The sequence below is a fragment of the Variovorax sp. OK605 genome, assembly GCF_900115445.1.
Classification (GTDB): Bacteria; Pseudomonadota; Gammaproteobacteria; order Burkholderiales; family Burkholderiaceae_C; genus Variovorax.
In genome coordinates this window covers 61,137-73,385 of record NZ_FOWL01000028.1, presented here as the reverse complement: position 1 = coordinate 73,385, position 12,249 = coordinate 61,137, and the positions used below count along the sequence as shown (strand labels likewise).

The following is a 12,249-nucleotide window of genomic DNA, read 5'->3' as shown; positions in this document are numbered from 1 at the left end:
CGCCGATGCGCGCAAGCAGAACCAGGCCTTCTACGAATTCATGGTGCCGCTGGTGAAGGGCTACAGCACCGAGATGAGCCTGGAGGTGACCTCGCTGGGCGTGCAGGTGCACGGCGGCATGGGCTTCATCGAGGAGACGGGCGCGGCGCAGTACTACCGCGACGCGAAGATCCTGACGATCTACGAAGGCACCACCGCCATCCAGGCCAACGACCTCGTGGGCCGCAAGACGGCGCGCGACGGCGGCCAGACGGCCAAGGCTATCGCCGCGCAGATCGAGAAGACCGAAGCCGAGCTCGCCAAGAGCGACCACCCCGCAGCCGCCGCCGTGCGCAAGCGCCTGACGGCCGCGCGCCTGGCGTTCATCGACGTGGTCGACTTCGTCGCGGGCCAGACCAAGGCTTCGCCCAACGCGGTGTTCTCGGGCAGCGTGCCCTACCTGATGCTCGCGGGCAACCTGGTGGCCGGCTGGCAGCTGGCGCGCTCGCTGATCATTGCGCAGGACCTCGCCTCGCGCAGCTTCGACACCGACTTCATGCTGGCCAAGATCGCCACCGCGCGCTTCTATGCCGAGCACATCCTGAACAAGGTGCCGGGCCTTCGCGACAGCATCGTCGACGGCGCCGAGAGCGTGAATGCGCTACCAACTGTCATGTACTGACGGTAACGATGTGCAGGAAACTCCTACTGCCAAACATGAACTCCTCGTCTTGGTAGATTCCGACTTATTTCCCCCCGCGAATCACGGAGTTTCATCACGAGTTGTGCCAACCGGCGGTAATCAAGTGTTTACGTGCCTGTGGGTTATCGTGGTTTGGCTCTCACTGCTGCCTGCCTAATGGGCTGCACGAGATGCAGAGCGCTCTTTACCTCCGCTCAAGGAGGAAGCGGCTCAGCTTTGAATACTCACGATGAACGCCGCTCACCTTGATCGGCGAGGCCCAGCCAAAGCCGCTTGCATCTCGGGCGACCTCGACGTATGCGACGTGAGCTACGATGCGAATGCGCAGCTTGCGTTGAAAGAAGTGCAGGGTGGAGACCTTGGAGCGCCTCGCAGGGGCTGCACGTGATGGCGGTGCCTGCATGTGCCCGCGGCCCGTCCGCGGTGCCTCTGCATTCGGAGCCGCCTCTTGGCCGACGCACAGCGCGCTCGGGCCGTTGTACAGGGCTCGGGCTTCGCTACCGTCCTCACCCGGTCCTCGCCGCGCTCGGCTGCCGCTTGCGGGCGGTCCTTGGACATCGGCCCTTGTCGCGCGCTGTCCATGCGTCGAGGCGGCTCCGAAAGCAGATGTTCAACCACTGCGGCATATGCCGCAGAAAGGCTCAGCCACGCACGCCAATTCGACTTCCAGCCTGCGCGATGCGGGCAGCCCGCAAAACCGGGGCAACCCGACAGCCACGGACGTTCACCCCGTCCCCCCCAGGACTCACCCCAAGCAGGTGGGGGTCTGGACGGATCCGCAGCACCGCGGCGCGGGGGCGGCACCGCATGGATGTGCGGCAGGTCGTGACGGATCGGATCATTGCGATACTGGAGAAGGGAGGTTCGGTGTTCCGCGAACGCTGGACGCGGGCCGCGGCGCGCGGGGTACCGCGCAATGGCAAGACCGGCGCGCCGGACCGCGGTGCGAATGTGCTGCTGCTCTGGGACGCGGCGATGGAGGAAGGGTATGCGTCCAATGTCTGGCTGACCTACCGGCAGGCGCAGAGCCTTGGTGCCCAGGTACTCAAGGGCGAGCGCGGCGTGCTGTGCGCACACTTCGAGCGCAGGGCGCGCGAGCGTCGCGGCGATGCCGATGACGTCCTCTCGCAAGGCGGGACGGACGAGGAGGCGATGACTGCGGGTGCCGGTGCCCGTGCCGGCGTGCTGCTGTGCTTGCCGTTCTGGCTGTTCAACGTGGCGCAGATCGACGGGCTGCCGCTCGAAGTGATGGACCTCGGTGTCGTTGCGCCAGCGGCGAGCGTGCAGGCGCCAGTCGAGCGGGCGGTGCGGCTGCTGGGGGGCTGCAATGCGACGCGATCCGCCACCGCTTCGACCGGGCGGCGTACCTGCCGGCGCTCGACGAGATCCGGCTGCCGTGGCCGCGGCAGTTCACGAGCCCCGAGGCGCAGTGAGCGACGGCGCTGCACGAGCTGGTGCATTGGGCCGGGCATCCCGACCGGTCGAACCGGCGCTTCGGGCAACGATTCGGCGATGCGGCCTATGCCTTCGAGGAATTGGTGGCCGAGCTGGGCAGTGCGTTCGTGATGGGGCACTGCGGGCTGGTCGATGCCACGGTGGAAGGGCATGCGGCCTACATCGACGCCTGGCTGCAGGTGCTGGGGGCGACCGCACGGCGATCTTCACGGCGGCGCGTCTTGCGGAGGAGGCCTTCGCGTTCATCGCAGCGCGGGAGATGCCTGCACTTGGGGAGTCCGCAGCGAGCGCTGAGGATGCATGAAGGTCGTCGACGATCTCGGGACCTGCCGGCGCGCATTCGGGCGTGACGCAGGTTTGTTTCGCGTCATGCAACGCGATGGCTGCCAGCACCGGGATTTCGGGCATGGCGGCCTTCGGGAAAGCGCATGTCGCGCACGCGTTGCGGAGCACGCCCGCGGTCCGGATCATCGCGGCCTCCATCGTGAAGACGTGCGGGCCTCCAACGCCGGGATCTCGATGCGGCGTGTGCTGGAGACCCGTGCGCTTCTCTCCACCGTTTTTGTTGCCCGTGCCGTGCAAACTCATGAAAACCTTCTCCCTTTGCGCTGTCACGATGGCCACGCTCGCCATGGGCGTCTCCTCGATCACCAGCGCCCAGATCGCCTACCTGGGACCGGCAGGCAGTTGGACTCACCAGGCCTGCATGGACCTGTTCGGCGACACACATCTGGTCGCGCTCGGCAGGCAGGCGCTCTTCAAGGCCCTGCGTGCGAAAACCGTCGCCAAAGCCTGCGTGCCCGCCACGACGTCGGTGGTCGGGGCCACGCCCTATCTGGACGACGTGCTGGCGCTGGACACGGTGCATGTGGTGGGCGAGCACCCGAAGGCACTGGGCTACAGCCTGCTGGCCAAGCCCGGCACCCGCAAGGAGGACATCCGCACGGTGCTCGCGCACCCCGTGGCGCTGGAGGAGGTCAAGCTCTGGCTCGATCTGGAGATGCCGGACGTCGAACGCCAGCCGGCGGCCAGCGGCGGTGGGTGCTGGGGCATGCGATCCCGGCACCCAGCGGCCATGACAACACGACGCTGCTGCTGACCGTCGACGAAGAAGGCTTTCAGCGATCGCTGCAGGCACTCGCGCAATCGGCCCGGATCCTGGCAGTCTACGAACGCCCGGGCAAGCGATCGCTGGATGGGCACCGCTATGTCATCGACGTCGTGGGCCATGCCTCGCAGCCGGAAATCGCCAGGCTGCTGGCGGACCGTGCAGAGTTCCGGCTTCTCGGCTCCTACCCGAGGCGGTATTGAACGCGGGCGCGGCGCCGCAGCGCTTTGCGGCGAATGGTCTGCCCAGCGCGGGTTGAGCGGAGGCTCGGTCGCCTCGCATCGTCTTCCGTTCATGCACATCGTGCGCTTCGAAGTAATCTGGCGCGAGGCCGGCCAAGGCCCGGTCGCCCGGCGCAGGTTCAGCGCCCGGTCGGCGCGCGAAGCCAGTTATCCAGCACCAGGCCAGGTACGCGCGCGAAATGCTTCGTGTTGTCCGTGACGATGACGGCGCCGACCGCCAGCGCGTGGGCAGCGATCATCTCGTCGAAATCGCCGATGGGCGTGCCGCCCGCTTTCAGCTGGGCACGCAGATCGCCATGTCGCAGCGCTGCGTGAACATCCCAAGGCAGAACCGGCGCAATGCGCAGGAACTCCTGCACGATCCGATGCAGCCGCACAGCCTCGGGACGTCGGGCGATGCCAAATCTCAGTTCGGAACAGGTCACGGCGGAGATGCACCATTGCCCCGGGGTCATGGCTTGCAAGCGCGTATCGAAAACCGGATTGCCGCGGATGGCTTCGCTCGCCGCGTTGGTGTCGAGCATGTACAGCGTCATTCCTTCCAGCCTTCGAAAGGGTCGCGCAACTGCTCGCTCTGTTCGCGCGCGTCCGGAAAGTCTGGAGGAACGATGCCCAGTTGCTCCCGCATCTGCATGAACGCACGCCAGTGCGCCGGTGCGCGTTTGGACAGGATGACATCGCCGGTCGCGTCGTCGCGTCGAATATAGACCTCTGTGGTGCCGTCGAAGCGGAATTCCGCGGGCAGGCGTACGGCTTGGCTGCCCCCGGTGGCAAAGAGTTTGGCGGTAGATTGCTGCACGATGACTCCGGACAGGTGGTGTATCTACTAATGTAGCTACATGACCTCGCCAGGTCAAGGCCCTGGAGCACGAAACACTGCGACGCTGCGTGTGCCGACCAGGACTTTCGTCGTCAAGCGCCTTTGGTCGGGACGCGGCCGAACAAGGCTCGAGGGCCGGCCGTTCGGTCAGTGCTCGAACCCGGACTCGCGCTGAGCTCGCAGTGCCAGGATGAAGACGGTCTCGATCCCGGCCAGGGTAGCGGTACAGCGATGCGGACCATGGGTCAGAGCCCCGGCCTGCGCGCCAGAGGCCGGCGAGGTTGCTGGCCGGACGCGCGTGCCTTCAAATAAGCCTTAGCGTCCTCCCACTCGACCGATTCGCCGGTGCGCTGCAACGCAGCCCATCGCTTGTCTGCGATCCGATGCATTTCCTCGTCCGATTCGCCGCGCTCGACCATGTCGTACAGCGCGTCCAGAATGAACGCATGCGAGGACCTGCTCGACCTCGCAGCGCGATGCGGGCCTTGAGCTCTCTCTAAGACGGATGGTCGTTGTCGGCATGTTGATGGACCTCGTTACTGATCTAGACTGTACTCAGTCATTCATTCGAAACGAAAGCCTGAATGGCGGCTTCCGAAGTCAGCGGTCGTTCCAAGTGCAACCTCAGCATCTCGTTAGAGTCTCTCGACCAAGCCCATTGGCCAGGCGCCTATTTCGCGAAGTGAGCGACGCCCCTGTACCAAACGCACAAACATGAAGATTCGCACGCCGTCGCGTGCGCCTAGATCGGCTTGGGCCAAGGAGACTGAATCTAGTCGTTGCTGACCGCGCCGTTCACTGCCGAAAACAAGGCCTGGAAGCAGGCGAGCGTCGCCGCATCTAGTGTCTTGGGCGGACTTGCGGCTAGCTTGTTGGCGACCAAGTAGTGGTTGTAGCCGCCTGAGGGGCGGAGCGTGATCTTCTTGTTGTCCAGGTAGCGCTCTAGCCGGTTAACGATGCGATCGCCTTCCGGAAGCGCCGCCTCTTCGACACCGTTGCCCTCGCCAAGCTGCGCCGCGAAGGTCATGTTGAAGTTACTTGAGGTAGAGCGACACGGCGAACAGGTCTTCAATGTCGATCCCTTTGCCGCTGGCGCCCTTGGTCGGGCATATGTCCAAGGACGCGAAGTGAACCGCGCGCCTGCCCTTCGTGCGCCGATAGACCAACGTTGCTGGTGCGTCTCATCGGGTAGGTCCCGTAGCGCTGTGCGCCGAGGAGTTGCCACGCATTCTTTCGAATTTAACAAGTCGAGCTACCTCGACTTCGAGCATGCGAATGCGCGACTCCAGGTCCACGACATAGGACTGGTCCATACCTTCAAGCGCCAGCATCAATTTCCGCCAGAAGCCTGGCGCGGGCTTTTCCGTGGCACCGCGGTCGTCGCTCATTTTCATTTCCCCGGTTCAAGTGCTTGCAAAGGGTCGGACACGGACGGCACCTATCGGGTTGCAACCGCGTCGGTTCCGATGGGTTGCCAGCCACCTCCCAATGCCTTGAACGCGGTGACCGCGGCGCGTGCCGGCTCGGTCTGCGCTTGTGCTCGCGCATCGGCAGCGCGCAGCAGGTTTTCGTCTGCCTGCAGCACTTCGATGAGGCTGACGACGCCTTTCTGGTAAGCCGCGAATGAAGCGCCTCGCGCGCGGCCGAGCGAGTCCACGCCCTGGGCGAGCACGCTGGCTTGCTCCTCGCGCTTGACCAAGGCCGAGAAAGCGTTTTCCACATCCTCGGTGGCACGCAGCACGGCCAGCCGATACGCGGCGAGCAATTCGGCATCCTGACCCCTGGCAAGGTCGATCTGCGCATTGATGCGGCCGAAGTCGAACAGGCGCCAGCGCAGGCCCAGCACGCCGGCGGCTTGGCTGGCACCGCTGGTGAAGAGGTTGCCACCAGACATCGATGTCGCGCTACCGATCAAGCCGCTCAGGGAAAGCTTGGGGTAGTACTCGGCAATGGCGACACCGATGCGTGCGTTCGATGCCGCGAGGCGACGCTCCGCCGCGATCAGGTCGGGCCGTCGCCTGAGCAAATCGCCCGGCGTTCCCGCGTCCGTGATCTGCGGGGCGACCGGGATGGCACCCAGGTCGGCCAATTCCGCCCGGTTCGTGCCCGGGTGTAGGCACCGCGTTTGGGCTGCAGTCCGGCAACTCCGTGCAGTCGGTAGTGACTAACCCAAGTCCGAATCTTCTCCTCGGGCACTGACCAACGCCGCGCGAGTAGCTTCGCGCCACCGTCTCCAGCCAGAAAGCTCTCAACGACCTTGAGCTTGAACTTTGTTTCGTACTTCCTCATGGGACCCTTTGAAGTTTGTCCAACTTCTGGGGGTCAGTTCACTTTCATGGAGGCCGGTTGGTTTAAGTCGTGCCGCCATCATGGCTGTCTGACTGGCGAGTTGCCGGTACGGCTGATGAGCGTGTGTGCGATGAGGCCGCTCGCGGCCATGCCGCCTTCGATCAGCTCCGGGATGGAGGACGCATGCCTGAGGACCTGGCAGCAGCGGCAGGCCCATTTGCCGTAGATGTGCGGTGGACGAAGAACTCGGCCGGCACGATGTCCAGGCGCTCGCTCATGTCCTCGCCGATGCGCGTCATCGGGCGGCCGCAGCCGGGCTCCTGGCAGTCAGTGGTGTCGGGCTCGTGGCGGTGCTCGACGCGGCGCATATGCTCGGGCAGAGCCTGACGGCGCGGCTTATGAGGTGCTTCCTTCGGCTTGGCCTTGCCGGCGTCGTCGGCCGCTGCTTGCAGACGCAGTTGCTCTAGCTGCGCGCGCAGGCTCGCCTCGTCCTCGGCAATCGTCTCCTCGAACAGGCGTCGCTGGTCGGCGTCCATCGCCTCTGAACTGGCGCCGCCCCCACGCCGCCTGCCGAAACGTGCTGTTGCGTCGATCAATGGCTTTCGACCAAGTCGAGCGCAGCGGCGCGGATAGCACATTCAGCGGCCGCTTTGGGAGATTCCGAACTTCGGCAACGGGCCGATAGCGGCGCCGATCGGCCGAATTCGGCAGCCTTATTTCATCTGATTGCGTGACCGAACTCGGCCATTTGCAAAAATTTGTGGTGCAGCGACTCACTGCTAACACTTCGATTCACGTGCGGCTCTTCTGGCCCTGTTTATTTTCTGGTTTTTTGTCGGACTGACTATCAAATTGCCTCCGTGCGCATTGCCGCCACCGCATCCGCAGCGCGATCGGCACGACGGCAAAGGGCCCGAATTTGTTATCGCCGTGCCGGGGCCCTACTATTCCCTCCAGCATGCTTTCTGTCGGACTTCGTTCACCCTTACGCCGTCACTTCTGGATCCACCATGAATGCTCTCACCCAAGCGCTCGGTTCCGCCGAACCCACGCTGATGTCCGAACTCGAAGCGCTCTACCAAGACCTGCATCGGCACCCCGAGTTGTCCATGCAGGAGGTTCGCACTGCGAAGATCGTCGCTGACGCAATGCAGGGCCTGGGCTATGAGGTGACGCGTAACGTCGGCGTGACGGGCGTGGTCTGTGTGATGAAGAACGGCACTGGCCCAAGCGTGATGCTGCGCGCCGACATGGACGCGCTACCGATGGCCGAGAACACCGGGCTGCCCTATGCCAGCAACGTGAAGGCGCGCGATGTGGACGGTGTTGAGGTCGGCGTTGCGCACTCCTGCGGCCACGACATGCACGTGACCTGGATGGTTGGCGCCGCGCGCATTCTGTCCACGAACCGTACCGCCTGGCGCGGTACGCTGATGGTCGTGTTCCAGCCCGGTGAAGAAACCGCCGAAGGCGCCAACGCCATGGTGGGCGACTGGGGTGAAGGCCGCTTCCCGAAACCCGACATCATCCTGGGGCAACACGTGATGGTCGGTGCGGCCGGCACCGTGAGTTACCGACCCGGCGTTACCTTGTCAGGCGCAGAAAGTCTGAAGATCAAACTGTTCGGGCGCGGCTCACACGGCTCCCAGCCGCAAACCTCGATCGACCCAGTGATCATGGCCGCCGTGACGACGCTGCGCCTGCAGACCATCGTCTCACGGGAGATCGCGCCGTCGGAGCCGGCCGTGCTCACGATTGGCTCGCTGCAAGCCGGTACCAAAGAAAACATCATCCCTGACGACGCCACCATCAAGCTGAACATACGCACCTTCAGCGAGGACACGCGCGAGTACATGCTCAAGTCCATACGCCGCATCTGCTGCGCCGAGTGCGATGCCTCCGGTGCCGAGCGGCCGCCGGAGTTCACCACCATCAACCGCTACCCGATGACCGAGAACGATCTGGTCGCTACGCAAAAGCTAGCGAAAGCGTTTGATATTCAGTTTGGTGAGAACGCCTCGCTGGCGCCCGGTCCGGCTTCGGCCAGCGAAGACTTCAGCGTCTTCGGGCGCACTTGGGGCGTGCCCTATGTGTTCTGGTTTGTGGGCGGCACTGATCCGGTGGTGTACGCCAAAGCCCTGCAGGACAAGACCGTCAACAAGATTCCCAGCAACCACTCGCCGATGTTCGCGCCACAGATCCACCCGACGCTGGAGACCGGCTTGCAGGCAATGCTGACCGCCGCCAGCGCGTGGCTGTGCGAACCCAGCGCATGAACGTCCACGAATTGGCCCTTGCCGGCCTGAACGACCACCGCCTGTTCACCGCCCTCGATCTGGCAGGCACCTTCGCCTTTGCCATCAGCGGTGCAGTCGCGGCCCGAGACCGCGGCCTGGACTGGTTCGGCGTCGTGGCCATAGCGTTCACGGTCGCGTGCGGCGGCGGCGTGCTGCGCGACCTGTGCATCGGCGCGGTGCCGCCAGCTGGCCTGTCCGATTGGCGCTACCTCGCCGTCGCGCTGATGGCGGCCTTGATGACGATCGCTGCAAGCCCGCTGGTCGTCCGCCTGGCGCACCCGGTTGTGCTGTTCGACTCCATAGGCCTGGGTCTATTTGCAGTCACCGGTGCGCAGAAGGCCCTGATTTTTGGCCACAACACGGAGGTGGCCTTGTTGCTGGGCGTGGTTACGGCCGTGGGCGGTGGTGTGATGCGCGACGTGCTGCTCAATCGGGTGCCGGTAATTCTTCAGCGTGAAATCTATGCGTCGGCGGCGCTGGTCGGTGCCAGCATAGAGGTGATTGGCCAGAGCCTGGGATGGTTGTCCAGCGGGCGCACCTGGATCGCTTTGGCCACCTGCTTCGCGCTGCGTTACCTCTCGCTGCGCTACCAATGGAACCTGCCGCGTGCTTTTCAACGCGAGGGCGACGCTCCAGACTAGAGACCGTGCAAGGTGCCCCGCCACGGTCGATGACGACTTCACGCTTTGATCTGACACCCGCGCCAACGTGGAGAGAGACAAAAGACCCCGCAATACCGAATGCTGCAATCACCATGACGCTGCGTCAGTGGATGCAGGGTCTTTGGAATGATGCAAAAAGGGGCGATCTACCCGGCATATTCACGACAAGCGACTGCTCAAGATGCTGGATTCATTCATGACTACATGCTTCGATCCGTGGGGTGTTCGAACGCACTTTCGAGAACTCAACGACTGGGCCGGGGAGGAACTGGTGCGGTTCGTCTTGCCGCAGCGGCTGGCTGCGGAACACCAATGAACCTTTGCGTTTAAAAGCCCGGGGGCCAACCTTCAATGGCACCGCTCGCGCAATCCGATTTGCGCGTAGCGCGACTGGCTGCTTTGGGCGAGGCCCAATGTCTCAGATGGGCCGAGGCTGTGTAGAAACGTGCGACGCCGTCATGCGAACGACGACGTGCTGAGATCAACGGACTTCATTCGGTGCCGAGACGCATCTGAGATCGACTGCGAGGCCTTCACTGCACCTCATGGAGGCGCGAAGGAGCGCCTGAAGAGGCTCATGCCCTCGCTAGCCGCATACCCTTCATCATTTTCGCAATCCCCAATACGCTCATCACGCGCTTGAGGTTGTAAGCAAGCACGTGAAGACTCATCTCCGTCCCAACGTGAGCCATCGTCTTCATCAGGAAGTGCGTCGAGCCCATCCAGTGTTTCAGCGTTCCAAACACATGCTCGATGGTCGAGCGTCGCAATGTCATCGCATCGGGTTTGCGGTCCAGGCGCTGCTGCATTCGCTCGATCACGCCTTCGTGCGCCCAACGACGGATGCGTCGGAAGGATGAAGTCGTGCACTGATCCTTCAGCGCGCAACCTGGACAGGCGCTGGACCAGTAGAGACGCAGGTCCAGGTTGTCCTCCAATCTGCTGAACCGGAAGACGGCTCGCTGCCCGGCAGGGCAACGGTATTCATCGTCTTTCTTGATGTAGACGAAGTCAGCCTTGCCGAAGCGCCCGTGCGCCTTCGCGTTGGAAGTCATCGGCTTGGGTACGAAGGCAGTGATGCCCGCGTCTTCGCAGGCCTTGATCTCCAGGCTGTTGAAGTAGCCGCGATCCGCGAAGGCCTGCACCTCGGTCTTGCCCATTGCTTCGCGTGCGGCCACTGCCATCTTGCTCAGCTGAGTTCGGTCATTGCCGATGTTCGTGACCTCGTGGGCGACGATGAGGTGGTGCTTACCGTCGACCGCCGTCTGGACGTTGTAGCCAACGATGCCTGTGCTCTTGCCGGACTGAAGCATCGAGCGCCCATCGGGGTCCGTTAACGAGCGCTGCTGGCCCGGTTCACTCTTGAGTTGCGCCTTCGTTTTGTCGAGTTGCCGCATCTGTTCGCGCAGCTTGCCGATCTTCTCCTGCAGGCGATCCGTCTTGGCTTCGAAGTCGGCGGGCTGAACACGGTCCGCGGTCTCCAGTGCATCGAGATAGCGTTGGATACTTTGCTCGATCTGCTCCTTGCGTGCGTCGATCTTGCCCGGCGAGAAGTTGCGGTCGCGGCTGTTGACGGCCTTGAACTTGCTGCCGTCGATGGCCACCACGGCTTGCGAGAAGAGCTTCATTTGCCGGCACAGCACCATGAAGCTGCGGCACACGTTGCGGATACCCTTTCCGTTGTTGCGGCGGAAATCGGCAATGGTCTTGAAGTCGGGAGTCAGGCGGCCGGTAAGCCACATGAGTTCGACGTTGCGTTGGGCTTCGCGCTCCAGCCGGCGGCTCGACTGGATGCGATTGAGGTAGCCGTAGATATAGAGCTTGAGCAGAACCGATGGGTGATAACCAGGGCGGCCAGTGATCGCAGGGTCTGCACCCTCAAAGCCGAGAGCGCCTAGATTCAATTCGTTGACGAACGCATCGACGATGCGCACCGGGTTGTCTTCGTCGACATAGTCGTCAAGGCATTCCGGCAACAACGTGACCTGGTGTCGGTCTGCGCCTTCGATGAATCGCTTCATGGGCCACCTCGCTAGAAACGGGTGACCTCATTTTATTTTTGGACTGGCATTTGGGGAAGGGTTTTCACACAGCCTCGGCCCGAAGCGGAAGTAGCTCCTGCTCAAGAGCGGTCGTCCGAACTGTTGGGTTCGGTCGTCGCCGTCGGTGACTGCCAAATCCCAAGTCTTTAGCTGGGCAAGGCAGTACGAAGATGCACGTCTTCGCGTGGCCTTTTGTTTCCCAAGGCGATTTTTAAGGCTGGAATTCCACTGCCTTCTAATGTCAAGCCCGCGCCGTGTCCAGCGGGGATAGCTTCAAGCGGGCTTCGGAAGAACTTGTTGTGGACTTGCGTCAAACGTAGATTGATGGTCCCGACCACCTCCAAGTCTACGTCGAATAGGTCGGGCGGTTCACCATCAACCCCTCTGCAAGATAATTTCCGTATACACAGTGCCAATTGGCACGTTGATGTAGTCGTTCGAGCCATACACCGTCCCATCGTCAGCGATCTGGTCGACAAGAAAAGTAACGAGTCGCATACCCTGGGCGGCCAGGATCGCGGAGCGGGCGCCGTGAATGAGCAGCGTGCACAAATAGGTATCGCCGCGCTTGCCGACGAGTTGCTGATGGCTCATAGCCGTACGGCTTGGATGCGCGCCTCCCCCGAGACCACGTGAGCCGCGTTGCGCAGCT

Annotated in this window: 15 protein-coding genes and 1 pseudogene; 7 read left to right on the top strand and 9 right to left on the bottom strand. The window is 63.2% G+C overall.

Annotated features, from left to right (window positions below; genetic code table 11):
* The 5 genes from BM013_RS38645 to BM013_RS42050 form a co-directional block, all read left to right on the top strand.
* Positions 1 to 661, top strand: a 661-nt coding sequence (locus BM013_RS38645; protein WP_143098493.1) for an acyl-CoA dehydrogenase C-terminal domain-containing protein, incomplete at its 5' end; no start/stop codon positions are given.
* An 828-nt stretch (positions 662 to 1,489) separates the two neighbouring features.
* Positions 1,490 to 2,248: an ArdC-like ssDNA-binding domain-containing protein gene (locus BM013_RS38640; protein WP_256221885.1), complete on the top strand. Its 759-nt coding sequence runs from the start codon at positions 1,490 to 1,492 to the stop codon at positions 2,246 to 2,248.
* The gene (locus BM013_RS42060) at positions 2,137 to 2,487 is read left to right on the top strand and encodes a zincin-like metallopeptidase domain-containing protein (protein ID WP_256221884.1); all 351 of its coding nucleotides are present in this window, start codon (positions 2,137 to 2,139) and stop codon (positions 2,485 to 2,487) included. The genes BM013_RS38640 and BM013_RS42060 overlap by 112 nt, the downstream gene beginning before the upstream one ends.
* A gap of 29 nt (positions 2,488 to 2,516) precedes the next feature.
* Positions 2,517 to 3,236 carry a prephenate dehydratase domain-containing protein gene (locus tag BM013_RS42055; RefSeq protein ID WP_256221883.1) on the top strand — a complete coding sequence of 240 codons (720 nt, stop codon included), beginning with the start codon at positions 2,517 to 2,519 and terminating at the stop codon, positions 3,234 to 3,236.
* On the top strand, positions 3,179 to 3,448 hold the full coding sequence (locus BM013_RS42050; protein ID WP_256221882.1) for a hypothetical protein: 270 nt from the start codon (positions 3,179 to 3,181) through the stop codon (positions 3,446 to 3,448). Before BM013_RS42055 ends, BM013_RS42050 begins: the two co-directional genes overlap by 58 nt.
* 158 nt (positions 3,449 to 3,606) lie before the next feature.
* Here BM013_RS42050 and BM013_RS38630 read toward each other — a convergent pair whose 3' ends face one another.
* The 7 genes and pseudogenes from BM013_RS38630 to BM013_RS38605 all read right to left on the bottom strand — a co-directional run bounded on the left by BM013_RS38630 (position 3,607) and on the right by BM013_RS38605 (position 7,234).
* Positions 3,607 to 4,023 carry a type II toxin-antitoxin system VapC family toxin gene (locus tag BM013_RS38630; RefSeq protein WP_093135695.1) on the bottom strand — a complete coding sequence of 139 codons (417 nt, stop codon included), beginning with the start codon at positions 4,021 to 4,023 and terminating at the stop codon, positions 3,607 to 3,609.
* Entirely contained in the window at positions 4,020 to 4,286 is a 267-nt protein-coding gene (locus tag BM013_RS38625; protein WP_093135692.1) for an antitoxin, read from the bottom strand. The genes BM013_RS38630 and BM013_RS38625 overlap by 4 nt, the downstream gene beginning before the upstream one ends.
* Before the next feature lie 793 nt (positions 4,287 to 5,079).
* Entirely contained in the window at positions 5,080 to 5,334 is a 255-nt protein-coding gene (locus BM013_RS38620) for a hypothetical protein (protein ID WP_093135690.1), read from the bottom strand.
* A gap of 154 nt (positions 5,335 to 5,488) precedes the next feature.
* On the bottom strand, positions 5,489 to 5,695 hold the full coding sequence (locus tag BM013_RS38615; RefSeq protein WP_143098492.1) for a hypothetical protein: 207 nt from the start codon (positions 5,693 to 5,695) through the stop codon (positions 5,489 to 5,491).
* 50 nt (positions 5,696 to 5,745) lie between these two features.
* Positions 5,746 to 6,417, bottom strand: a pseudogene (locus tag BM013_RS38610) (TolC family protein); the annotation flags it as partial.
* Complete coding sequence (locus BM013_RS42290) at positions 6,309 to 6,596, bottom strand: helix-turn-helix domain-containing protein (protein WP_143098491.1); 288 nt, start codon at positions 6,594 to 6,596, stop codon at positions 6,309 to 6,311. The gene BM013_RS42290 and the pseudogene BM013_RS38610, both read right to left, overlap by 109 nt.
* A 161-nt stretch (positions 6,597 to 6,757) precedes the next feature.
* Positions 6,758 to 7,234 carry an IS66 family transposase zinc-finger binding domain-containing protein gene (locus tag BM013_RS38605; RefSeq protein WP_093135685.1) on the bottom strand — a complete coding sequence of 159 codons (477 nt, stop codon included), beginning with the start codon at positions 7,232 to 7,234 and terminating at the stop codon, positions 6,758 to 6,760.
* A 372-nt stretch (positions 7,235 to 7,606) separates the two neighbouring features.
* On the opposite strand from BM013_RS38605, the gene BM013_RS38600 reads away from it, so the two are divergent.
* Positions 7,607 to 8,872, top strand: coding sequence for a M20 family metallopeptidase (locus BM013_RS38600; protein WP_093135682.1), 1,266 nt, complete (start codon positions 7,607 to 7,609; stop codon positions 8,870 to 8,872).
* On the top strand, positions 8,869 to 9,534 hold the full coding sequence (locus BM013_RS38595; protein ID WP_256221881.1) for a trimeric intracellular cation channel family protein: 666 nt from the start codon (positions 8,869 to 8,871) through the stop codon (positions 9,532 to 9,534). The genes BM013_RS38600 and BM013_RS38595 overlap by 4 nt, the downstream gene beginning before the upstream one ends.
* Before the next feature lie 596 nt (positions 9,535 to 10,130).
* On the opposite strand, the gene BM013_RS38590 is transcribed toward BM013_RS38595, so the two are convergent.
* Positions 10,131 to 11,576 (bottom strand): IS1182 family transposase, encoded by a 1,446-nt coding sequence (locus tag BM013_RS38590; RefSeq protein WP_093135680.1) that lies wholly within the window; start codon positions 11,574 to 11,576, stop codon positions 10,131 to 10,133.
* 396 nt (positions 11,577 to 11,972) lie between these two features.
* The gene (locus BM013_RS38585; protein ID WP_093135677.1) at positions 11,973 to 12,191 is read right to left on the bottom strand and encodes a hypothetical protein; all 219 of its coding nucleotides are present in this window, start codon (positions 12,189 to 12,191) and stop codon (positions 11,973 to 11,975) included.
* Positions 12,192 to 12,249: the final 58 nt, after the last annotated feature.

Excerpts from the sequence above, each read along its gene's own strand:
- BM013_RS38620 (WP_093135690.1), bottom strand. The coding sequence starts at position 5,334 with ATGACCTTCGCGGCGCAGCTTGGCGAGGGCAACGGTGTCGAAGAGGCG.
- BM013_RS38605 (WP_093135685.1), bottom strand. The coding sequence starts at position 7,234 with ATGTGCTATCCGCGCCGCTGCGCTCGACTTGGTCGAAAGCCATTGATC.
- BM013_RS42055 (WP_256221883.1), top strand. The coding sequence starts at position 2,517 with ATGGCTGCCAGCACCGGGATTTCGGGCATGGCGGCCTTCGGGAAAGCG.
- BM013_RS38600 (WP_093135682.1), top strand. The coding sequence starts at position 7,607 with ATGAATGCTCTCACCCAAGCGCTCGGTTCCGCCGAACCCACGCTGATG.
- BM013_RS38595 (WP_256221881.1), top strand. The coding sequence starts at position 8,869 with ATGAACGTCCACGAATTGGCCCTTGCCGGCCTGAACGACCACCGCCTG.
- BM013_RS38585 (WP_093135677.1), bottom strand. The coding sequence starts at position 12,191 with ATGAGCCATCAGCAACTCGTCGGCAAGCGCGGCGATACCTATTTGTGC.
- BM013_RS38590 (WP_093135680.1), bottom strand. The coding sequence starts at position 11,576 with ATGAAGCGATTCATCGAAGGCGCAGACCGACACCAGGTCACGTTGTTG.
- BM013_RS38615 (WP_143098492.1), bottom strand. The coding sequence starts at position 5,695 with ATGAGCGACGACCGCGGTGCCACGGAAAAGCCCGCGCCAGGCTTCTGG.
- BM013_RS42290 (WP_143098491.1), bottom strand. The coding sequence starts at position 6,596 with ATGAGGAAGTACGAAACAAAGTTCAAGCTCAAGGTCGTTGAGAGCTTT.
- BM013_RS38640 (WP_256221885.1), top strand. The coding sequence starts at position 1,490 with ATGGATGTGCGGCAGGTCGTGACGGATCGGATCATTGCGATACTGGAG.
- BM013_RS38630 (WP_093135695.1), bottom strand. The coding sequence starts at position 4,023 with ATGACGCTGTACATGCTCGACACCAACGCGGCGAGCGAAGCCATCCGC.